This is a genomic window from Kribbella sp. NPDC004138, assembly GCF_053603655.1.
The window spans coordinates 1-21,771 of sequence record NZ_JBSGFZ010000023.1; the positions used below are offsets into that span (position 1 = coordinate 1).

Annotated in this window: 23 protein-coding genes; 6 read left to right on the forward strand and 17 right to left on the reverse strand. The window is 69.4% G+C overall.

The window, feature by feature from the left end:
- Positions 1-110 precede the first annotated feature (110 nt).
- From ACWEOO_RS29165 to ACWEOO_RS29185, 5 genes are read right to left on the reverse strand one after another with little or no spacing between them, the layout of a single operon-like run.
- The gene (locus ACWEOO_RS29165) at positions 111-332 is read right to left on the reverse strand and encodes a hypothetical protein (RefSeq protein ID WP_452145742.1); all 222 of its coding nucleotides are present in this window, start codon (positions 330-332) and stop codon (positions 111-113) included.
- The gene (locus ACWEOO_RS29170; protein ID WP_452145743.1) at positions 329-706 is read right to left on the reverse strand and encodes an ATP synthase subunit C; all 378 of its coding nucleotides are present in this window, start codon (positions 704-706) and stop codon (positions 329-331) included. The genes ACWEOO_RS29165 and ACWEOO_RS29170 overlap by 4 nt, the downstream gene beginning before the upstream one ends.
- Complete coding sequence (locus ACWEOO_RS29175; RefSeq protein WP_452145744.1) at positions 703-2,022, reverse strand: V-type ATPase 116kDa subunit family protein; 1,320 nt, start codon at positions 2,020-2,022, stop codon at positions 703-705. Before ACWEOO_RS29175 ends, ACWEOO_RS29170 begins: the two co-directional genes overlap by 4 nt.
- Positions 2,009-2,926 (reverse strand): hypothetical protein, encoded by a 918-nt coding sequence (locus ACWEOO_RS29180; protein WP_452145745.1) that lies wholly within the window; start codon positions 2,924-2,926, stop codon positions 2,009-2,011. Before ACWEOO_RS29180 ends, ACWEOO_RS29175 begins: the two co-directional genes overlap by 14 nt.
- Positions 2,926-3,360 (reverse strand): hypothetical protein, encoded by a 435-nt coding sequence (locus tag ACWEOO_RS29185; protein WP_452145746.1) that lies wholly within the window; start codon positions 3,358-3,360, stop codon positions 2,926-2,928. The genes ACWEOO_RS29180 and ACWEOO_RS29185 overlap by 1 nt, the downstream gene beginning before the upstream one ends.
- Before the next feature lie 155 nt (positions 3,361-3,515).
- Between ACWEOO_RS29185 and ACWEOO_RS29190 the strand changes: the two genes are divergently transcribed.
- Positions 3,516-3,959, forward strand: coding sequence for a CBS domain-containing protein (locus ACWEOO_RS29190; protein WP_452145747.1), 444 nt, complete (start codon positions 3,516-3,518; stop codon positions 3,957-3,959).
- Positions 3,960-4,009: 50 nt separating this feature from the next.
- Positions 4,010-4,741 (forward strand): dienelactone hydrolase family protein, encoded by a 732-nt coding sequence (locus ACWEOO_RS29195; RefSeq protein ID WP_452145748.1) that lies wholly within the window; start codon positions 4,010-4,012, stop codon positions 4,739-4,741.
- A 33-nt stretch (positions 4,742-4,774) separates the two neighbouring features.
- On the opposite strand, the gene ACWEOO_RS29200 is transcribed toward ACWEOO_RS29195, so the two are convergent.
- Positions 4,775-5,650 (reverse strand): universal stress protein, encoded by an 876-nt coding sequence (locus ACWEOO_RS29200; protein WP_452145749.1) that lies wholly within the window; start codon positions 5,648-5,650, stop codon positions 4,775-4,777.
- Between the two features lie 179 nt (positions 5,651-5,829).
- Here ACWEOO_RS29200 and ACWEOO_RS29205 point away from each other — a divergent pair, with 179 nt between their 5' ends.
- Entirely contained in the window at positions 5,830-7,194 is a 1,365-nt protein-coding gene (locus ACWEOO_RS29205; RefSeq protein WP_452145750.1) for an MBL fold metallo-hydrolase RNA specificity domain-containing protein, read from the forward strand.
- 204 nt (positions 7,195-7,398) lie between these two features.
- Positions 7,399-8,451, forward strand: coding sequence for a PIG-L family deacetylase (locus ACWEOO_RS29210; protein ID WP_452145751.1), 1,053 nt, complete (start codon positions 7,399-7,401; stop codon positions 8,449-8,451).
- A gap of 3 nt (positions 8,452-8,454) precedes the next feature.
- On the opposite strand, the gene ACWEOO_RS29215 is transcribed toward ACWEOO_RS29210, so the two are convergent.
- The 4 genes from ACWEOO_RS29215 to trxA all read right to left on the reverse strand — a co-directional run bounded on the left by ACWEOO_RS29215 (position 8,455) and on the right by trxA (position 10,789).
- Complete coding sequence (locus ACWEOO_RS29215) at positions 8,455-9,657, reverse strand: NAD(P)/FAD-dependent oxidoreductase (protein WP_452145752.1); 1,203 nt, start codon at positions 9,655-9,657, stop codon at positions 8,455-8,457.
- 108 nt (positions 9,658-9,765) lie between these two features.
- The gene (locus ACWEOO_RS29220; RefSeq protein WP_452145753.1) at positions 9,766-10,032 is read right to left on the reverse strand and encodes a metal-sensitive transcriptional regulator; all 267 of its coding nucleotides are present in this window, start codon (positions 10,030-10,032) and stop codon (positions 9,766-9,768) included.
- A complete protein-coding gene (locus ACWEOO_RS29225; protein ID WP_452145754.1) occupies positions 10,029-10,433 on the reverse strand; it encodes a DUF302 domain-containing protein in 405 nt (134 codons plus the stop codon). The genes ACWEOO_RS29220 and ACWEOO_RS29225 overlap by 4 nt, the downstream gene beginning before the upstream one ends.
- On the reverse strand, positions 10,433-10,789 hold the full coding sequence (gene trxA / locus ACWEOO_RS29230; protein ID WP_452145755.1) for a thioredoxin: 357 nt from the start codon (positions 10,787-10,789) through the stop codon (positions 10,433-10,435). The genes ACWEOO_RS29225 and trxA overlap by 1 nt, the downstream gene beginning before the upstream one ends.
- A 178-nt stretch (positions 10,790-10,967) precedes the next feature.
- Between trxA and ACWEOO_RS29235 the strand changes: the two genes are divergently transcribed.
- Positions 10,968-11,732 carry an ABC transporter ATP-binding protein gene (locus tag ACWEOO_RS29235; protein WP_452145756.1) on the forward strand — a complete coding sequence of 255 codons (765 nt, stop codon included), beginning with the start codon at positions 10,968-10,970 and terminating at the stop codon, positions 11,730-11,732.
- A 74-nt stretch (positions 11,733-11,806) separates the two neighbouring features.
- The gene (locus tag ACWEOO_RS29240) at positions 11,807-14,161 is read left to right on the forward strand and encodes an ABC transporter permease (protein ID WP_452145757.1); all 2,355 of its coding nucleotides are present in this window, start codon (positions 11,807-11,809) and stop codon (positions 14,159-14,161) included.
- A gap of 61 nt (positions 14,162-14,222) precedes the next feature.
- On the opposite strand, the gene ACWEOO_RS29245 is transcribed toward ACWEOO_RS29240, so the two are convergent.
- From ACWEOO_RS29245 to ACWEOO_RS29275, 7 genes are all read right to left on the reverse strand, one after another.
- Entirely contained in the window at positions 14,223-15,353 is a 1,131-nt protein-coding gene (locus tag ACWEOO_RS29245) for a VIT1/CCC1 transporter family protein (RefSeq protein ID WP_363709569.1), read from the reverse strand.
- 119 nt (positions 15,354-15,472) lie between these two features.
- Positions 15,473-16,381 (reverse strand): decaprenyl-phosphate phosphoribosyltransferase, encoded by a 909-nt coding sequence (locus tag ACWEOO_RS29250; protein ID WP_452145758.1) that lies wholly within the window; start codon positions 16,379-16,381, stop codon positions 15,473-15,475.
- Complete coding sequence (locus ACWEOO_RS29255) at positions 16,378-17,523, reverse strand: hypothetical protein (RefSeq protein ID WP_452145759.1); 1,146 nt, start codon at positions 17,521-17,523, stop codon at positions 16,378-16,380. Before ACWEOO_RS29255 ends, ACWEOO_RS29250 begins: the two co-directional genes overlap by 4 nt.
- A gap of 44 nt (positions 17,524-17,567) precedes the next feature.
- On the reverse strand, positions 17,568-18,272 hold the full coding sequence (locus ACWEOO_RS29260; protein WP_452145760.1) for an SDR family NAD(P)-dependent oxidoreductase: 705 nt from the start codon (positions 18,270-18,272) through the stop codon (positions 17,568-17,570).
- Positions 18,269-19,648, reverse strand: coding sequence for an FAD-binding protein (locus ACWEOO_RS29265; protein WP_452145761.1), 1,380 nt, complete (start codon positions 19,646-19,648; stop codon positions 18,269-18,271). Before ACWEOO_RS29265 ends, ACWEOO_RS29260 begins: the two co-directional genes overlap by 4 nt.
- Positions 19,645-20,724 (reverse strand): glycosyltransferase family 4 protein, encoded by a 1,080-nt coding sequence (locus tag ACWEOO_RS29270; RefSeq protein WP_452145762.1) that lies wholly within the window; start codon positions 20,722-20,724, stop codon positions 19,645-19,647. The genes ACWEOO_RS29265 and ACWEOO_RS29270 overlap by 4 nt, the downstream gene beginning before the upstream one ends.
- Positions 20,721-21,770, reverse strand: coding sequence for a lysylphosphatidylglycerol synthase transmembrane domain-containing protein (locus ACWEOO_RS29275; protein WP_452145763.1), 1,050 nt, complete (start codon positions 21,768-21,770; stop codon positions 20,721-20,723). The genes ACWEOO_RS29270 and ACWEOO_RS29275 overlap by 4 nt, the downstream gene beginning before the upstream one ends.
- Position 21,771 lies beyond the last annotated feature (1 nt).

Here is a 21,771-nt window from a genome sequence, read left to right on the forward strand (position 1 = left end):
CCAAGGGCGAGATCGCCTACGCGGCCGAGTTCTTCCGCTGGTTCGCCGAGGAGGCAACGCCGCCCGGACCGGTTCGAGGGCCGCGTCGGCGGCGGCGGACAGTGGCCGGCTCACGGCGGCAGCACCACCGTCAGCACCGCAGCGGTCCGCAGGCATTCCTCGCCGAGCACCCCGGCCGCCGCGCCGGTCAGGAGAACCACGCCGACGTCGGCCGGCAACTCGCGCCACTGCCGACGTACCTCTGTCTCTGTAGTTGCTGGAAGCAACGTGACGCCCGCGAGCCCGTAGCCCGCCGTCCGGGTCGGCTCGCCCAGGACGGCCACCCGAGTCATCGTGCTTCTCCGACCAGGATGATCGCCACGATCAGGCCGTAGATCGCGATGCCCTCGGCGAGTCCGACCACCACCATCGCGCGCCCGAACAACTCCGGCCGCTCGCTCATCGCCGCCAGCGCCGCGGCACCGGTGTAGGCGACCGCGATCCCGGCCCCGATCGCCGAGCCGGCCACCGCGATCGCCGCGCCGAGCAGTGCGGACCCGTTGGCCTGCACGGTCTGGCTCGCGGCCGCATCCGGGCGGCCGGCCGCGAACCCCCAGTCGGCGGTCACGATGACGATCAGCAGCGCGATCGCGCTGGTCAGCAACAGCAGGTTCGCGACGGTCAGCAGCACCGCCGCCCGGGGATGCCGCCGCAGGAACTCCCTCATGAAGTCACCTCCAGGTCGTCCGCCGGCAGTCGCCAGGGCCGGAACGGGCGTCCGTCCGTGGCGAACACCCGGGAGAACAGTTCGTAGTACTCGAGCCGCAACGCCTGGATACCTGCCACCAGAGCCTCGAGCGCGAAGGCGATGCCCGTCCCGGCGATCAGCACCAGCCCGGCGCCCAGGCGGCCCGGCACCGAGCCGCTGTTCCACAGCGCGACGGTGCCTGCCCAGACGATCGCTCCCAGCGCTGCGTGTGTGAGGCCGAAGGCGGCCAAGCGCGCGAACGACACGATGTTCGATCCCAGCCGGACGACGACGTCGAACAGCTCGACGCTCGCCTGCAGCACACCGGCGCCGCCGCCGCCCGAGCCGGCCAGCAGACCGAGGAAGGTGAGTACGAGACCCGCGATCCCGAGCAGGACCGCACCGATCAGCAACCAGCCGCTGCCGAAGTAGGCGCCCCCGGCCACCGCACCGAGCGCGAGGAACAGCAGCGCACCGGCGATCCCGGTCCGGGCGTAGAGCGCGAACGCCCAGCCACCTTCGCGGAACCGGTTGACGATGCCCAGCGCATAGGCGCCGGCCAGCAGCACTGCCCCCACCCCGATCGCGGTCAGCAGCAAAGTGGTGATGTCGTCCACCGGCGAGAGCCACACCACCGGGACCAGACCGGTCGGCCCGAACATCTCGCCGTACAGCACGCCGAACACGACGCTCGCGGCGCCTGCTCCGGCGAGGAACGGCCAGGCCGGCCGGAGCTTCGCCAATCGGGTGAGACGTCCGCTCCGAACGATCACGGCGCCGAGCAGGAGCAGGATCCCGTGGCCGACGTCGCCGAACATCATCCCGAACATCGCCACGTAGGCGAGTCCGGCGACGAGTGCGGGGTCGACATCGGCGTACGGAACCGTGGTGTACGTCTGCACCAGCAGTTCGAACGACCGGCCGCGTCCGTGCTGGCGCAACAAGGTCGGTGGTTGCACGCCGGGTGGCGGCGGCAGCGGTACGGCGGTCCCGCCGACGGGCGTCAAGGCCTCCGTCAGCTCGGGAAGCGCCGACGCCGGCGTCCAGCCGAGGAGTGCCACCACGGGGCCGTGCGGAGTCGCCTGGGCCGTCCGCCGGCGGACCTCCAGTTCGCGATCCGACCAGTCCGGCTGCCGGTCGGCCGCGACGGCCAGTTCGATGTCGGACCGCACCGGATCGAGCTCGACGACGCCCGCGGAGCTCAGCCGAGCGAGCAGCTCGCGCTCATGCGCACCGGGTGCGACCAGCGCGATCCGTTGCATGCGCACGGGTCGGACGGCGTCACGCCAGGACATCGAGCACTTCCCCCGGACCGGCGCCGTACGACGCGTCTCCGAGCGCGGCCCGCACCCGCCAGCCGTCGACCGCCAGCACAGCGACTGCTCCCAGGACCGGATCCATGCCGGGCGTTCCCTGTCGCAGCAGGCGGAACCCGTCTGCCTCGATCCGGCCGGCAAGTCCCGCCTCAGCGCGCCAGAGCTCCGCCGGCGAGCCGACTCCCTCCAGAACCCAGCGTCCGGCGACCGGTACCGCCGGTCTCAGGGCCGCCACCGACCGCGCTCGCAGCCAATCGTCCCCGATCAGTGGCGTCGCGGCCCTGCCGACGGCGTGCCCTCCTGTTGCCGACAGCAACTGTTTGGCGGCCAGCAGGACCGCGGCGCCGGACGCCCACCCGATCGTCTGCGGCGCCTCGGCGACGACCATGCGCAGCCAGCGCAGCACCAGTACGTCGTGCAGGTTCTCGGCCAGGGAATCACCGGGATCACCCCAAGGTGACGCGGCGAGCGCACGCCGCAACCCGTCCGCCGAGGTGGTCACCGCGATCCTGGGCCAGGACATCGCCAGACTGCCCAGCTCGAAGTAGGTCCGCCGCCGTCCATCCGCCAGCGCCCGGGCGTGCGCCTCGATGTTGGCGAGTTCGTAGCGTCCGGCGAGCGCCCGAGCCAGGCCACCAGCGGATCCAGGCATCCAGCCGGACAACACCCGCAGCTGCCACAGCTCGGCAGCTGCGACCAGTTGTTCGGCCTCGGGCAGCGTCGTCCCTGGTACGGCGGCCCGCGCGTACGCCGTACCGTCGAGCAGGCGGAGCGCGTCGGGCAGTCCTGCAGACGACGCGAGCCGCCGTGCCGCTCCGGCCCCCATCCGGCGGCGGGCCATCGCCTTCGCCCGGACGGTCGCCGCCACCCAGCCCGCGCCCATCAGGTCGTCCTCCGCACATCCGCGCGGAGCCGGTCCAGGACCGCCGCGACCAGGCTGTCCATCCGCTGCGATCCGGCCTCCTGCAGCTGGACCGCGGCGGCTGCCGCGGTCGCCAGCAGCTGCTCGACCGCCGAGTCGGCCCGGGCCTGGATCGCCGCGGTCACCTCCGCCTGCTCGCCGGTCGCGCGCGCTCGAGCGTCCATGACCATCCCTGCGGCGTCGGTCCGGGCGGTCGCGATGAGGCGGGCAGCCTGTTCGCTCGCCCGTGCCCGGATCTCCTCGCTGTCGGCGATCGCGGCATCGAGTGCCCTGAAGACGGGGACGAGCTCGGCCGGTACGCCGGTGCGGCTGTCCATCGGCACGCCGACAGGCCCGGCGCCGCCCGGCGTACCGACCGGACGGAAGCGCCGCAGCCGATCCAGCATCGTGCTCACCCTCCGAGCGTCCCGGCCCGAACGACCGCCCGAGCAGGGCCCAATGGCCCGACTTCGGTGACAAACGGTCCTGGCCCGTGGCGAGCGGAAGCGTCAGCGTGCAAGTGCCAGAAAGGAACGCGAAGCAGCTCGAGCGACGAAGCGAGGTGCGGACGATGCGGGTCCGGGACGTGATGACCACACCGGCGACGACCGTGACCGCGCAGACCTCGATCGGCGCGGCATCGCGGTTGATGGGCGATGAACAGCTCACGTCGATCGTCGTCGTCGACGACGACTCCCGGGCACTCGTGGGTACCGTCGAACTGAGCGACTTGCTCACACACGAAGCCGAGGAGGGCGCCGACCACGGCGCGGCGCCGGCCCACCGCGTCGGTGAGGTCCAGGTACGCCGTACCGCCTACGTACGGTGCGACGACGAGATCACGGTGCCCATCGACCTGATCCGGTCGACCACGGCGGCATTGCTGCCGGTCGTCGACAACGATCGAGTGGTCGGAACGCTCAGCCGCGACGATCTGCTCGATCTTCTCGCCGACCGCGATGTCCGCGCCGACCTGCTGGCCGGCTCGGCCTGCGGATCCGCCTACCGCGGATGACCGCAGTGCACGGGGTGGAACATCATGAAACCGAAGGGACGCAACCAGGTATGGGACGACTCGACTCCTGGACGCCGGGGACCTACACCGCCGGCGGGACGACGTATCCGACCTTTCGCAAGGGCGCCGGTCCGGGGGTGATCGTGATCCACGAGATCCCGGGGATCACACCAGCGGTCATCGCGTTCGCCGAGGAGGTGGTCGGGCGCGGCTTCACGGTGGTGATGCCTTCGTTGTTCGGGCACCCGGGGGCGGGGGCGACCGTCCGGGAGTCCGTGCGGAGCATCGCTCAGGTGTGCGTCAGTCGGGAGTTCAGCCTGTTCGCGCTCGGTCGTACCAGCCCGGTGGCGACGTGGTTGCGGTCCCTGGCGCGCGATCTCCACAGTGAGCTGGGCGGATCCGGCGTGGGGGCCGTGGGCATGTGCCTGACCGGAGGCTTCGCGCTCGCGATGCTCGCCGACGCACCCGTCGTCGCGCCTGTGCTCGCTCAGCCGGCCTCACCGGCCCCGGTGGGACGAGCGCGGAAGGCCGACCTCGGACTGAGCCCGGGCGACCTCGGCGCCGTCAAGGCCAAGGTCGCCGCCGGCTGTCCGGTGCTCGGCCTGCGCTATGCGGGTGATCCTGCGGTCGGGACACGCTTCGACACCCTTCGCCGTGAGCTCGGCGACAAGTTCATCGCCGTCGAGTTCCCCGGCCGCAGACACGCCACACTGACCGAGCACCGCCAGCAGGAAGCCGTGGATCGCGTACTGACGTTCTTCGAGCAGCGCCTCAAGCCGTAGCGGGTGCCGACCGGCCCCCGCGAGCGCGCCGCGCTAGTGATCGTGGACGACCGCGACCGGAATCGTCGCGTGGTGCAGGACGCCGCGAGCCACCGACCCGACGACTACGCCGGGCAGCCGGTGCCGACGGCCGCCGGTCACCACCAGCTGGGCTCCCGCCGACTCGGCAGTCTCCAGCAGCGCGGCCACGGGGTGCGACCGCAGCAGCTTCCGCTCCACCTCGATGTCGGGATACTTGTGCCGCCACTGCGCCGCGATGCTGTCGAGCCGGTCCTGGGCCAGATGCTCCCAGTCCTCGGTCAACTCGCCGGCCGCGGCGACGTCCCAGGTGTACGCCGCGGGAACGTCCCAGGCCAGCACCATCCACAGCGGCGCGTCGTGCAGAGCCGCCGTCTCGCAGGCGAACTCCATCGCGGCGTCGTTGCCGTCGTAGCGATCCACGCCCACGACGACCGGGGCGTTCGCGTGCCGCTCCGGCCGCCATCCGTCCGGTACGACGACGATGGGGCCGTCGCCGTGGTTGGCGACGTACTCCGAGGTCGATCCGATCAGCAACCGGGCGAATCCGCCGATCCCCCGCCTGCCGACCACGGTCAGCTCGGCGTCCGCGCTCAACTCGGCCAGCCGCCGGTCCGGCGCACCGATCACGACATCGGCGTCGAGGTCCTGCTCCGGGGCCGCCGCAGCGAGATACTTCTCGACGTCGTCAAGCAGCCGCCGATCGATCTCCGGGATCGGCGCCGCCATGATGACCTGCCCCTCGACGCGCACCGGCGTCTGCGCGTGCCGGTCGTCGACCACATGCACCGCCCGCAACGGCATTCGGCGCCGGACGGCCTCCTGCACCGCCCAGTCCACTGCCCCGGACCGGCGCCAGGCGCCGTCCACACCGACGACGATCTTGTCCATGACGATCAACTCCCGCCTGTCTCCACGTCCAGCACACCCTGCCCGGCGCCACTGCGACAGGGACCAAAGTCCCGGCATCGGGCTGAGGGCCGAACGGCCCCGAAGCTCGGGACTGTTGCCCGCTGCCGCACCGTCCTCCCAGCGGCGAACCTGACGACACCGGCATGAGAGGAGTGGACATGACCGCGCTCACCTTCCTCGGCGCGGCCGGAACGGTGACCGGCAGCAAGTTCCTGCTGGAACACGGCGACGAGCGGATCCTGATCGACTGCGGCCTGTTCCAGGGGGAGGCGCGATGGCGACGCCGCAACTGGGACCCGTTCCCGATCGACCCGGCGTCGCTGGACGCCGTCGTACTCACCCACGCGCACCTCGACCACTGCGGCTATCTGCCCGGCCTCGTCCGGCAAGGCTTCCACGGACCGGTGATCTGCACGCCCGGTACAGCCGACGTCGCCGCGATCGTGCTCCGCGACGCCGCCCGGCTCCAGATGGAGGACGCTCAGCACGCCCGCGCCGGCGGCTACTCCAAGCACGATCCACCGCAACCGCTCTTCGACTCCGAGGACGCCGAACGGGCGATCCGGCTCTTCCGCCCCATGACCGACGGCGTCCACCTGGCCGGCACCTCCGTACGACTGCACCGGGCCGGCCACATCCTCGGCTCGGCTTTCGCGGAGCTCGAGTTCGACGGGCGAAGACTGCTGGTGAGCGGGGATCTCGGCCGGCAACAGCATCCGCTGCTCCGCCCGCCCGAGCCGCCGCCGGCCGTCGACACGGTCCTGATCGAGGCGACGTACGGCGACCGCCACCACGACGCGCTCGACCACGCCCAGCTCGCCCACCTGATCTCCACCACCGCCGCACGCGGGGGTGTCGTCCTGATGCCGGCCTTCGCGATCGACCGCACCGCAATCCTGCTGCACGAACTCGCCGGCCTGATGCGCGACGGTCTCATCCCCCACCTGCCGGTGTACGTCAACAGCCCGATGGCATTGGCCGCCCTCGACGTCTACCGCGCAGCGGTCGCGAACAAGTCATCCGAGCTCCGCCCCGAGATTCTCGGCGGGCCGGACCCGTTCGACCCCGGGACGCTGCGCCTGGTCCACTCCGTCGAGGAGTCCATGCGGATCAGCGACCCCGGCCGCCCGTCCGTCGTGATCTCGGCGTCCGGCATGGCGACCGGAGGACGGGTCCTGTACCACCTGGCGCGTCTGCTCCCTGGGAAGCGCAACACCGTCGTACTCGCGGGCTTCCAGGTTCCCGGCACCCGCGGCCGCGCGCTGCTGGACGGCGCCCGCGCGCTCAAGATCCACGGCCGCTACGTACCGGTCCGCGCTCAGGTTGTCGGGCTCTCCGAGTTCTCCGCCCACGCCGATTCCGACGAACTGATCGGCTGGCTGTCGGCGGCGCCGAGCGCTCCCGAGACCGTGTACGTCGTCCACGGCGAGGACCATGCCCGCGCCGTACTGGCCGGGCGGATCCACGACGAACTCGATTGGACCGCAGTGACACCCAGGCACCTTGAACGCGTCCGCGTCTGAGACCTTGGCCGACGTCGGTCGGGAGCAGAGGGACGTCTGCGGACGGAGGTCGGGACCTTCGTCCGTTCGGCCGGCGGTGCGCCGGACGGACGATCGACGTACGGTGCGGCGTTCGTGGCGAGCCCGCCGACGGCGCGGAGGTGCACGATGACTCGAGTCCGATCAACCATTGACGTGACGAGCACCTTGCCTCGGTGGTCGTCCGTGCTGGCGGTTGTCGCGCATCCGGACGACGAATCGTTCGGGCTCGGCGCGGCACTGGACGCCTTCGCACGGGCCGGCAGCGACGTCTCGGTGCTGTGCCTGACGCACGGGGAGGCCTCGACGCTCGGACCTGCCGGCGACCTCGGCGTACTTCGTGCCAAGGAGCTGCAGATCGCGGCCGGCGCACTGGGCGTCGACTCGGCCGTCCTGCTCGATCATCCCGACGGCGCCTTGGCCACCGTCGACCTGAACACGCTGAAGAGCGACATACTCGCCCGGATCAGAGCGTCGGGAGCAGACGGCCTGCTCGTCTTCGACCCGTCCGGGGTCAGCGGGCACGCCGACCACTCAGCCGCCACCGCCGCCGCGCTGGCAGCTGCTCGCTGCGTGGACCTGCCCGTACTCGGCTGGACGATCCCGCGCCTGGTCGCCGACCGGCTGAACCGGAAGTTCTGGACGGCCTTCGCCGGGCACGACTCGCGAGACATCGACCTGGTGGTTCCGGTCGACCGGGAGAACCAGCGCATCGCAAGCCTCGCGCACGCCTCGCAGGCCGTCCCCACGAGTGTGCTCTGGCACCGCCTCGACCTGCTGGGAAACCAGGAGCACTTCCGTTGGCTGCGCCAAGCCACGCCGCCGGCCAGCGAGCCAAACGGCACCACGACGATCCGGGTCGGCCATCTGGACGGCGACCGTTTCGGCATCCAGATCCGGGAGCACACGCTCGCCGTCGATCAGCCGAAGGACGCCGGCGGCGAAGACACCGCCCCCACGCCGACGGAACTCTTCGTCGCGTCCCTCGCCGCATGCGTCGCGTTCTACGCCCGACGCTACCTGCACCGGCACAACCTCGACACCACCGGCCTCAGCGTCGAGACCAGCTTCGCACTGGCGCAGAAGCCGGCGCGGGTCGACCGGATCGACGTCACCGTCAAGCTCGCGGCCGACCTCCCGCCCGCGCGGCGCGACGCCCTGCTGGCCGTCGTCAACCACTGCACCGTCCACAACTCGATCACCACCCCGCCGGAGATCTCGATCACGCTGACAGGGTGAGGTTCACGGCAGTTGCACGTACCCGTGGCGCATCTTCCACAGGAAGTACTTCTCGAAGCCCAGCTTCATCAGATGGGCCTGCGGACCGGGGATGAGTACGCCGTGCTTGCGCGGCGGCAGCATCTTGTCGGCCAGGATGATGACACCGTTGTTCCCGGCATCCATCACGCAGACCGCCTTGATGTCGCCGAACGACTTCGTGTTCACCGGCTCCTCGCCGCGGATCTGCGCGGCGATGTTCGCAGCCGCGGTGTGCGCCATCACCTCGGTCGGGAAGCCCGTCTTCGGGATCCCGACCGGCGTCGGCGTCTGCCACGGTACGTCGACCGCGGCCGCCACACCGACCGCGTACACGTCGTCGTGCTTCTCGCTCTGGTACGTGTCCCGCACCACGACGTACCCCTTCTCGTCGGCCAGCCCGTTCGAGTCCTCCAGGAAGCGCTGCCCGAGGAACGGCGGGATCACCATGCCGAACGAGAACGGCACCGTCTCGCCGTCCGCCAGCACGAGCGCGCCGTCGTCGATGTGGTCGATACCGACCGAGATGCGTGCCTCGATCCCTTCCTTCTTCAGGAACATCCCCAGCAGCTGCTCGCCGTGCGGCAGCCCGCCGATCCCGAAGTGCCCGAGGAACGGCTCCGCAGTGACGTAGGTGAGCTTCACCTTCTTCTGCAGACCGGCCTTCCGCAACTGGTACGCAGTGTTGAACAGGAACTCGTACGCCGCCCCGAAGCAGCCCGCACCCTGCGTGGCCGCGACGACCACATCGCCGGGGTCATCGAGGAACCGGCGCCAGGCGACAGCGGTCCGTTCGGCCTCCCGGAGCGTGGTGATCGTGTTCGCGTTCTCCTTGAACCCGGGAACGACGTCGTCCTTGTTGCGGTAACCGGTCGCGATGACCAGATAGTCGTAGCCGAACTGCCGGCCGTCGTCGATCGTGACCTGCTTGGCCACCGGGTCGACCGCGGTTGCGGCCGCGTGGACGAACTCGATGCCGTGCGCATCCAGCGTCGGCGCCACCGGGAACGTGATGTCCGCCTCGTCCCGTTTGCCGAACGGAAGCCAGATCAGGCTGGGATTGAAGAGGAAGTGGTCACTCGCGGACACGACCGTCACGTCCACGTCACCCTCGAGCTCATGCTTGACCGCCAGCGCCGCGGTCATCCCACCGAAATTGGCGCCCAGCACCAGAACCTTCCGACGCATCTCCAGCCTCCTCGATCAACCAACCGTCACGGTCATTGAGCCGCGGCAGGCCAAGCCGAGGGAGAGGCGATCGGCCCGCAACCCGTGGGCCGCAGGTCCTTCGAGGTGTCAGGCCAGGGACAGGAAGAGCTTCTCCATCTTCTTGGTGTCGAGGCTGTCGGGGCCGTCACCGTTCACGATGCACTGACGGAGCCCGGTGGCCACGACGGCGAAACCCGCGCGATCGAGCGCCTTGGACACGGCCGCCAACTGGGTGACGACATCCTCGCAGTCGCGTCCTTCCTCCAGCATCCGCAGCACTCCGGCCAACTGGCCCTGGGCTCGCTTGATCCGGTTGACCACCGGACCCAGCTCGGTCGGGTCGAGCGCTGTCATCTCGTCTCCTCGGTCACAGCGGCGAGGACGGCGGCGAGCCTGTCCTTGGCATCCTGCGCGACGGGCTGCAACGCGGAGGTATCGCCGAGTTCCAGCATCACGTCAGGGTTGAAGGCCTCCACCATCGAGGTCGTCTCGTCGACCGCCCGGACGACCACGTTGCACGGCAGCATCACGGCAATCGACGGATCCACCTGCAGCGCCTGGTACGCCAGCGGCGGCCGGCATGCTCCGAGGATGACCTGTGCAGGCACGTCGACCCCGAGCTTCGCTGCCAGCGTCGCCCGCAGGTCGATCTCGGTCAGGATGCCGAATCCCTGCTCAGCAAGCGCGGAGCGGACCGCTTCGACGGTCTCGCCGTACGGCCTGGCCACCTCCGCGGCAAGACTGTAGTCGACCATCAGGCGCTCCTCGCCTCTCGGCGGGCCTTCGCCATGTCCAGCTCACGCACCGCTGCGACGACCTGCTCCAGTGCCTGCGCCGGCAGCGCGCCCGGCCGCGAGAAGACCAGCGATCCGTCCTTGAAGGCCATCAGGGTCGGGATCGACGTGATCCCCGCGGCCGCGGCCAATCCCTGCTCGGCCTCGGTGTCGACCTTGGCGAAGACGATATCGGTGTGCCGGTCCGAGGCCGCCGCGAAGATCGGCGCGAACATCCGGCACGGCCCGCACCACGACGCCCAGAAGTCGACGAGGACGATCTCGTTCTCGGTGATCGTCGTTTCGAAGCCGGCAGCTGTCAGGTCGATCGTGCTCATGATTTCTCCTCCCGAACCCGGGTGAACGCGCTCGTCGCGATACCCCCGGGGGTGTTCTCAGGATCCATTCTATATACCCCGGGAGGTATTCCAAAGGGCCGGCCCGAGGCAGCATGGCCCGCGGTCGAGAGGACCTTGGTCACTGCCGTCCGCGCGATCGGACTGCGACGGTGAACGCATGGGGCAGGACATCGGTACGCACCTCCGGACGTCGTCGCCCGACCTGTCCGTCGGCACGCGGGTCGACCTGGACGACGTGGTCAAGCGGTACGTCGTCGGCGACAGCACGGTGACCGCGTTGGCCGAGGTCAACCTGCACATCGACGAGGCCGCCTTCGTGGTCGTGCTCGGTCCTTCGGGGAGCGGCAAGACCACGTTGCTCAACATGATCGGTCTGCTCGACACACCGACCGGCGGCAGAGTCGCCCTCAACGGACGTGACACGACCAGGTCGTCACGGCGTGAGCAGTTCGAGCTGAGGCGCCACACGGTGAGCTTCGTCTTCCAGACGTTCAACCTGTTCCCGGGGCTGACCGCCCTCGAGAACGTACAGTTCGGCGCCGATGTCGCGGCCCGTCCGGCAGCGGCGGACGTCGCCCGGGACGAGCTGTCGCGGGTCGGTCTGGCCGATCGCCTGCATCACTTTCCTCACCAACTCTCCGGTGGTGAGCAGCAACGGGTCGCGATTGCCCGCGCATTGGCCACCGACAACCCGATCCTGCTGGCCGACGAGCCGACGGGCGAGCTCGACTTCCGCACCGGCGTACAGATCCTGGAACTGCTGCAGCAGCAAGCCGAAGCAGGCAAGACGGTGCTCGTGGTCACACACAACCGTGAGCTGTCCCGGGTCGCCGACCGGGTGATCGAATTGTCGAGCGGCCGCATCGTCAGCGACGGTCCACCCGCCGGCGGCAAGAGCCGCACCGCCGACCTGCACTGGTAGGCGTCATGCGAACCGGGTCGCTTCGTCTGTGGGTCATCTGGTCGTGGCGCGACCTGCGTCGACGATGGCTTCTGGTGACGGCGCTGGCCCTGGTCATCGCCCTCGGCACCGGCGCCTACGCCGGCCTCGGCGGTACGACCGCCTGGCGGCTCGAATCGAACGACCGCAGCTACGCGAGTCTTCGGATGCACGATCTGCGGGTGCACCTGCCCGAAGGCGCGTTCGCCCCGCAGGGATCGCTGCTCCGAGCGATCGGAGGCATGCCGGACGCGTCCGCCGTCGACGCGTCGGTCGAGCGCCTGATCGCGCCGACCCTGGTGGACGCGTCGACCGGCGCGAACCAACTGCTCGTCCCCGGTGAGGTCGTCGGTATGCCGTCGGGTTCTTCGCCGGTGAACGCCTTGTACGTCGACCGCGGCCAAGGTCTCGGTACGCGCGGTCCCGCCTCGGCGGTCGCCGTACTCGAGTCCAAGTTCGCCTCCGGCCACGGATTGCCCCCGACCGGCAGGCTCCTGCTCGGCACCGGCACGACCCTCGAGTACGTCGGGACCGGTTACACGCCCGAGTACTTCCAGGTGACCGGCCGCAGCGGGATGGTGCTCGGCGAGACCAGCTTCGCGGTCGTGTTCACGCCGCTCGCGGTCGCACAGCGAGCGACCGGTCACATCGGTCAGGTGAACGACCTCGTCGTCCGGCTGAGGCCCGGCGCGGATCACGCGGCAGTACGCCGGCAACTGACCGCTGCCGTCGCACCCTTCGGCGGAACGGTCACCACCCGTGCCGAGGATCCCGTCCATCGCGCACTGTACGAGGACGCCAGGAACGACCAGACCACCTGGAACGTCTTCGCGTTCCTGATCCTGTTCGGTGCGGCGTTCGCCACCTTCAACCTGGTCAGCCGGATGATCGAGTCGCAGCGCCGGGAGATCGGCGTCGGGATGGCGCTCGGAGTGCCACCGCGGATGCTCGCCGTCCGGCCGATGCTCGTCGGCGTCCAGATCGCGACCGTGGGGGTGGTGGCCGGGATCGGCGTCGGCTGGCTCATCGGCACGGCCATGGGCAACGTCATGGCCGATCTGCTTCCGCTGCCGATCTGGGTCACCCCGTTCCAGGCCGGCCGCTTCGCCCAGGCCGCCGTGCTCGGTTTTGTCCTCCCCGTGATCGCTTCGGTCGTGCCTACCGTGCGAGCGGTTCGGATGCGTCCCGTCGAGGCGATTCGCACCGGTGCGTACACGTCGGCGCGGCCCGCAGGACGCCTCCTGACCCTGCTTTCCAGGGCAGAGCTTCCCGGTCGCACCTACCTGTCGATGTCGTTGCGCAACGTCCTCCGCACACCCCGCCGTACCGCGTTCACCGCGCTCGGTGTCGCCGCCGCGATGACATCGCTGGTCGCGGTCCTCGGTCTACTGGACACGTTCAGCGCTGCCGGGGACGCGCACGCCGAAGAGGTCGGGCACAGCAGCCCGGGCCGGCTGGTCGTCACCTTCGACACGTACTACGCGCTGGACTCCGCGCCGCTGCGAGCGATCCGCGACACTCCCGCCGTCGCGGCGTCACAGCCGCAGTTGGCGGTGCCGGCCACGCTCCTCGGCCACGGCGCCGCCATCGATTCGATCGTCCAAGTCGTTGACTTCACCAACAGAATCTGGACTCCGACGCTGCTCGGCGACCGCGGCCCGAAGAACGGGATCGTGGTGTCGGAGAAGGCAGCAGAAGACCTCGGCGTGGCCCCTGGCGACATCGTCGAGCTCCGGCACCCGGTCCGATCCCCCGACGGCCTCCGCCTCGTCACCAGCCGGGTTCCGGTCCGCGCACTCCACCCCGACCCCTGGCGGACGTTCGCCTACCTCGACGCCGACGGTGCCGCACGATTCGGGTTGACCGGCACCGCCAACCAGGTCGTCGTGCTGCCGTCGGGGACCGCCGCCGACCTCGAACGCGCGGTGTTCGGGCAGCCGGGGGTCTCCTCCGTCGATGCGGCCGCCGCCTTCGCCGACGTCCTCGACAACGCCCTTGCCCAGTTCACCGGCATCCTTCGCGTGATCGAGGTCGCCACCCTGCTGCTCGCCCTGCTGATCGCGTTCAACACCGCCGGCATCACCGCGGACGAACGCACCCGCGAGCATGCCACGATGTTCGCCTTCGGCCTGACGCCACGGGTCGTGCTGGGCATCGCGGTCGCCGAGAACGCGGTCATCGGCCTGCTCGGCACACTCGCCGGGATCGCGGGCGGGTACGTGGGACTCAGGTACATCGTGTCCGGCTTCGGCGAGGTCACCCCGGACCTGCTGGTACGACCCACTCTCTCGACCACGACGATCGTCGCGGTCCTGCTCCTCGGCACCTCGATCGTCGCACTCGCGCCCCTGCTCGGCCTCCGACGCCAGCGCCGGATGGACATCCCCGCAGCGCTCCGCGTCGTCGAATGACACCTCCCCGCGTCGGCTCCAGACATCGCTCGCCGCGAGGATTCCTGGTGAAGCCGGCGCGTTACGAGACCGTCGTACCGATCAGGCTGCCGACGCCGTACGTCACCGCGACGGCCAGTGCACCGACGACGACCTGGCGGAGGCCTGAACGGAGGGCTGCGCGGCCGTTGAGCACGCCGATGCCGGCGCCGACGGCGAACATGGCGACGAGGGCGGCGACCAGCGCCGCGACGAACGCCGCTGTTCCGCCGCCGATCAGGTACGGCAGAACCACGACGAACGCACCGGCCGCGAACGCGATCATGCTCGATGCCGCGGCCGTCCAGGGGCTACCGAGCGCGTCGGGATCCAGACCGAGCTCTTCACGGACCAGCGAGTCCAGGGCCGCAGGCGGGTCGGCCATCAGTTGGTCGGCCAAGCGGGCGGCCTCGTCCTTCGGAATGCCCTTCGCCTCGTACAGCAGCGCCAACTCGAGCCGCTCCTCCTCAGGATTCTCGTCGAGCTCGGCCGCCTCCAGGCTGATCTCACGCTCGAACATCTCCCGCTGGCTGGACATCGAGACGTACTCTCCCGCGGCCATCGAGAACGCCCCGGCGAGCAGACCGGCGACGCCGGCCAGCAGCACCGTCGATCGCCCTGCCCCTGAGCCGGCGAAACCCATCACCAACGCGGCGTTGGACACCAACCCGTCGCTGACGCCGAACACGGCAGCACGCAGACCGCCGGACCGATCGCCACGGTGCCATCGCTCACGCTGCGCGATCTGCTCTGTCGGCGTGCCCGCGCCCCCGGAGCGCATCCGCGCGATGCGTCGCCCATGGCGGCGTTCCTCAGCGGCCATCCCCTCAGCGGCCTGCGGGTCGGCGTCGTACTTGTTCGCATCGGCACGCTCCATCCGCTCGACGTACGGCAACAGCGGCCCGGCACCGACCCGGCGCGACAGCCAGCCCAGCAGGCGGGTGCGCAGCCCGGGCCGGCCGGCCACCGGCACCTCGGCACCCGCCTCGCGAAGCTTCGCCTCCCAATGCGACGCATGCCGCTCCTCGATGGCGGCCAACTCGGTGAACGCGTCCCGCCGCGTCCCACTCTCGACCGCCGCCAACGCCTGGTAGAGCGCAGCCGCGTCCCGCTCGGCCGCAAGCATTGCACGGTAACGACGGACGTCGGCCTTCGTGAGCCGAGGTTCAGACATGGCCACTCAGTCCCTTCACGATGCCACTGCACCACTGTCAGGATCAGATTAGGTCGGCTGACACACTCACACGACGCGGCGAGCGCGATGGCTGCGTCCTCGCGGCGCTGGTCCGCGAGTTACGCCGCGTACAGGCCGACACCGAGAAGTGCCGCCCAGATCAGCCCGGCGACGAGCAGGACACGATCGCGGAAGATCTCGTGCTCCGGCTGCTCTCCACGGCCGGTGGAGACCAGAAGAGCATAACGGAGAAGGCCGGTGAGGAAGGGCACGAACGAGATGGCCAAGAGCTCGCGGTAGACGTCATGACCGAGGTTCTGAAAGGCCCACATGCCGTACGACAGCGCGGTTCCGAGCAACGCGACTGCCATGACCTGGTCGAGCCAGGAACTCGGGTACGCCGCCAGCACCGGACGGCTGACCGCGTTACCGGACGTACTGTGCTCCGCCTTGCGCTTGCCGGTGACGAGGAAGATCGCCCCGAACAACGAGACGAGAAGGAACCAGTTCGACACCGGCAGTCCGGTTGCCGTGCCGCCCGCGGCCGCTCTCAGTACGAAACCCAGCGCGACGATGATCAGGTCGACGACTGCGATGTGTTTCAGTCCGGCGACGTACAGCACTTGGGTGGCGAGATACACACCGGCGATGCTGAATGTCTGCCAGCCGAGGCCGCTCATGACCGCGAGGCCCAGCAATGCGGTGCTGACACCGAATACTGCGGCCGTCGCCGGGCTGAGCGCACCGGAGGCGACTGGCCGCAGCCGCTTGCGGGGATGCCGACGGTCGTCGGACGCGTCCCGGATGTCGTTGAACGCGTAAATGGCGACCGCGAGCAGCACGAACCCGGCGGCGGCGATCGCAGCCCGCACCACGATGGCCGGGGACTCCAAGGCCCCGGCAGCGGCCGGTGCAGCAAACAGCATGACCGCCTTGTGCCACTGCTGCGGCCGGCTCAGCCGCAACAGCGCCCGCACCGTACTTTCACCCTGCGCTGCAGGCCGAAGACGTGTCCGGACGCTGGTCATTTCGCGGTCACATAGAAGAAGTCGCGCTGGTCGTCGACCAGGTAGCGATCGGCCGGGGAGTTCATCGAGTTCAGCAGGCGTTGTCCGGTGACCGTTCCGGCCGGGCCGGGCTGCTCGATGTCGAAGCTCACCATCGCCGCATGGATGTCGAGCTCCATGCCCTGGACGATGCCCGCCTGGTGCATTGCCGAGGCCAGCGTCGCGAGCGTCAGCTTGTTGCCCGCGACGTAGATCAAGTTGCCATGAGCATCTGTTCCGAGGCCGGACCGCCAGGTGTACTGGAACTGACTGCGGACGGTGCCCCAACGCCCGTTGGCGTTCGCGGTCAGCCCGTCGACAACCTTGCCGTCGACGATCACCGGATCGAGGTTCTGGCGAACCGCAACGACATCTTTGGTCATCGTGACCGTTCGGTTCCACACACCGATGCGGGCCGAGCCGTCGCGGAGGATCACCGCGGACGCCCGTCCGTCGACCAGCGGGACGGCCGGAGACTGGTTCGTCCACCACCCACCGTGCGAATCCTTCATCTTGAAGCCGGCGTTGAACGTCGCCACGAGGGCCGGGAGGTCTGCGGCTGGTACCGAGTACCCGGCCTTGGACGCCATCCCGACGATCGGCTCCCGGGTCCCCGGCATCAAGTGCAGCCGGTAACTGCCGCGCGGCAGCAACGCCGCGGCGACAGACACGGGCAGGTGGACCGGGTCAGGCCGGAACCAGGTCGTCCAGACCAGCGGTAGGCCTGACCTGGACTGCCGTGCGACCGACCACTTGCCCTCGTGGTCCAGCACAGTCATGCCAGGCAGCAGTTGAACAGTCGGCAGTTCAGTTGCAGTTGGACGAACCCTGGCCTGACCCGCTCTCGGCGCACCGCCCGGCTCGGGGGCTGTCGTGTCAGCCGGCGCGCCGGTCGCAGGCGGTTGCTGGTGGGAGTACTTCCAGGTCTCGACCGTGTCGATCACGAATCCGCCGCCGTGATCGCGAAACCACTCCACGGTCCGGACCGTGAAACTCGCGTTCCCGGGATACAGCAGCGCCCGCACGTAGGACACGGCGGGAACAACCAGGAGCAGGCAGAGGGCGAGGGCGATCCACCGCTTCCGCACCCGACGCCGCTTGCGTTCGTGGGCGTTCTGCTTCATCACACCAGTAGATCGAGATCGACCTGAGAGGACGCGGAGAAGCCTCATCGCCAGGAAGGCGGGAGCACCCGGCGCGGAAGGATGCCGAGGCCACGTACGACGAGGCCCATGACTCGCGGCACCCAGATCACTGTCTTGCGGCTGTCGACGGCAGCCGCGACCCGCCTGGCCACACGATCGGGATCAGTAGCGAGGGGCGGCACGGCAAGGTCGGCCGTCATCCGCGTCCGGACGAATCCCGGGCGAACCACCAGGATCCGTACGCCGGTGTCCGCCGTCCGGCGCGCGAGCAGAAGCGCCGTCGAGTCCGCCAACTGTTTACCCAGCGAGTACTCGGCGATCGATTGCCGCGGCCGAACCGCAGCAGCTGAGGACAAGAGCACGATCTGCTCTGGTCTCCGCTGCGTCAACGCACGCAGGAGAAGCGCGACGGCCAGGCCGTTGACAACCACGCCTTGTGCGAACGACTTCGCCGACATCGACCCCACCGCGACGATTGCGAGCTCGAGTGGATGGCCTGCGCAGGCATGGTCGAGCATCCCGTCGAGTTCGGCGACATCGAGAGCCGCGTCGTACTCCGTTGTCGACACGGTGTACCCGGCATCGCGGAGCTTCTCGGCATTGCACTTGAGTTCCGCGCTCGGACGGCCGGCAAGGATGACGCGACGCGGTGCCGGTCCGAGTAGCCGGAGGAGCACAGCCATCCCGATCTCGGACGATCCGCCGACCAGGAGGACCGATCCGGTCATGTCAGCAGGCCGAGCCGCTCGGCGAGTCCGGACGTCCATCGTCCTGCCGGATCCAGTCGCTGCCGGGTGCGGCGCCAGTCCGTCAGCCGGGGATACATCATGGGTATCAGCTCCGGAGTCCCGATCGCGTCCTTCGACAGGTAGATACGCCCTCCGGCGCCGGCAACGAGTTTGTCGACCGGCCGCAGCGTGTCGTGGTCAGTCAGCCAACGCGCGGGAAGGTCCAGAGCGAGCGTCCAGCCCGGGATCGGGAACGACAGCGGGCCCGCGTCGCCGAACCCGAGATTCTTCAGCGTCACCAGCGCGGGCGTCATACCCCGGGCACTGAAGAACGCGAGCACGTCGTGCAGCGTCCCGGCCTGGTCCGGCGGAACGGCGAACTGGTACTGGACCATCCCCCGGCGTCCGAACGCCGCCGGCCACCCGTTCGCGCGATCGAGCGGACACAACGCAGCGCGCAGCGCGACGAGTTGCGAGTTGCCTGACCGGCTGAGATGCCACCGTGCCGCCGAGGCTGCCGCGATGGTCGCGTTCGAGACCACACCGGTTCCGGGCAACGACCTTCGGTGGCCAGTGCCCGCCACCCGGGGCTCTGGAAACGGCGCGACCACACCAGGCAGGTCGAGTGTCGACGCACTGTAGTACTCGTCCACGATCCCGCGTCCCAGACGCGCGCCGCGCACGTGTGCGTCCAGCCAGGCGATCGCATGCCGCCCTGGTTCGAGCTCCTGTCGCTCGGCCGCCGCCCGCATCGCCTCGACGGTCTGATCCAGCGAGTACGTCCGGCAGCGGTTCCTGATCATCCACCCGGTGTCCACACGCTGGAGCTGGATCGCCGCCCGGAGAATGACGCCGGTCAGCCCCATGCCGCCGATCGTCGCCCAGAACGCGTCCGGATCCTGACTCGGTGACAGCTGAGCCATGGTCCCGTCGGACCGCAGCAACGCCATCCACAGCACATGCTGGCCGAAGGATCCCGCACCAGGGTGATTCTTGCCATGGACGTCGCCGGCGATCGCTCCCCCGACCGTGATGTACTCAGTGCCCGGTACCACCGGAAGGTTCCAGCCGAGCCAGAGCGTCTGGTCGATGAGATCCTTCAGGAGGGTGCCGGCTTCCACGACGATCACGCCGTTTCCCTGGTCGAACGAGCCGATCCGATCGAGCGCGGTCAGGTCGAGCACGGTGCTCGGACTGTCACCTGGGAGCGCCGCATCGCCGTAGCTCTTGCCCGCCCCGCGCACAGTGATCCTCGGTTCGGCCAGCACCGCATCGACGACCGCCCCGTCGAATTCGGGCCGTCGCACCCGGCACGTTCGATGGAGCGTCCGTCCCCAGCCGGACAACGACTGCGGGCCGGGAGCTTCGTGGATCATGATCTCGACGCTAGGTACTGCTGACTGAGAGCGTGCTGAGTCGAGTAGGCCGTCACGTGCTGGGCGAGCACGTGCTTCCAGGACATCCCGGGCTCGGTGTGCCGATTGAATGCCTGGATGCGCGACAATGTCGCTCCGTCGCACAGCAAGGCCGCCGCGGCCGCCGCCATCTCGGAGTCGGTGCGCACCAGGTATCCCTCGATGTCCGGTCGGACGAACTCTCCGACGCCGCCCGAAGCCATTGCGATGACAGGCAGGCCCGCGCAGCGGGCTTCGAGCGCGGCAACGCCGAAGGACTCGAGCTCCGCGGGTGCCAGATAGACATCCGCAGACGCGTACAACTGCTGGATTTCGAAGCGGGTCAAGCGACCCGGTAGATCGACCCAGTCGCCGAGACCCCGACGCTGCGCCGCCCTGGCGACCGCCCCGGCCTGCGGTCCGTCTCCGACAACGATCGCTCGAAGCGCGATGGCGGCCGGTACGCTCGCGCGGATCTGCTGCAGAATCGACAGTACGGCCATCGGGCGCTTCCGCCTGGCCAGCCGCATCGTACTCACGAGGGTCAGCGGATGGTCGGTACGCCGGGCTTGACGCCACAGTTCCGGATCGACGCCGTTGTGCAGCACGCCGACCTGCCGACGCGGCAGAAGCCTCTCCAGGACGCGCGCCACTACCTCGCTGACGGCAGTCCACTGCGCGTCGCCGACGTACCGGTCAATCCGCCCAACCGGCCACGGCGTCGACGAGCTGGGCAGGGAATGCAGCGTCAGGAGCGGACTGTCGGCCAGTCGCGCGGCGCACCAGGCAAGCGGAGACACCAAGGAGGAGTGGCAGTGCACGACATCGAAATGCCGCAATGCGGCACGTAGACGGTCGACAGCTGACCTGAGGGGTACTCCGGCAACCGCAGGAAGACGCACAACGGGAACGTCTCCCCCGGCCACCGGTCCTTCAGCGGTTGTGAAAACCGTGACCTGGTGACCGGCGCGTATCAGGTGGACGGCAAGATCGTGGACCTGGAGCTCGATACCGCCGAGCCGGGGAAGGTAGCAGTCGCTGACCAGCGCGATCCTCATCCGGCCGGCTCCTCGAGCGCCGCTGGACTGGCGCGGGACTGAAGCCATGACCACGCGGCCAGCAGCACGCCGCCGACCGGGATCTCCATCAGGTACGTGAACCCGCGGAACAACAGCAATCCGGCGGCGACTCCGGCAGGATCACCGCCGAGCGCGACCAGAGCGGCCGTCGTCCCGACCTCGACGACACCGGCGCTTCCCGGTGTGATCGGCACCAACGTCAACAGGCGTTCCACAGCCAGCGCAGTGAAGAGGACGGGAATGCCCAGTGGAACGTGAAGCACGGCGAAGCAGAGCCAGAGCAGAGCGAGCTGCAGGGCGACGTACGCGACCATCCCGGCCGTCATCGGCTGCCACCCGGTGCGCATCACCTGGAGGATCCGGCGCCGCAGGTCCGGCAGCCGGTCCTTGAAATCGGTGCGCCGGAACACGCCGGCCAACTTGTCGAGCAGACTGCCGACGGCGACGGCCGCCCGCTCGTCGACAAGGATCCAGAGGCTCGCGACGACCGCGGCCGGTACCGGCAGTAACAGCAGACTCGCCGACCCGAACGCATGACCGCTGTGCAGGATCGGGATCAGGCCGAGAGCGAGCGCGACGACGCCGAGCTTCGAGGCGACGTTGAGTAACGTCGTCACGGCGAGAGAGGCGCCGAACGCGCCTGGGCTGAATCCCCAGCGGCGGACCATCGCGAAGTTCAGCGCCGTGCCTGCTGCACCGCCGAGCGGCAGTACGTTCGCCACGGCACTTCCGGTCAGGTTCAACGTCAGGCCTCGCCGTTTTGTCAGTCCCGGGAGCGATGCGGCCAGTACGAACGAGTGCGCCCACAGTCCGGCGATCCAGACGACCGCCAGCACCGCCAGCGATCCAGCGGATACCCGGCCGAGGACGGTTCCGACCTGAGTCCAGGTGGCGCCCACCGCACGGGGAAGGAGGACCACCAGTGCAGCGGTGATCAATGCACTCAGCACGGAGGTCACCAGCCGCCGTCGTCGTCGTCCGCGGACAATGGCCGATACGGCCGGCCGCTCTTCGTTCTCACTCATC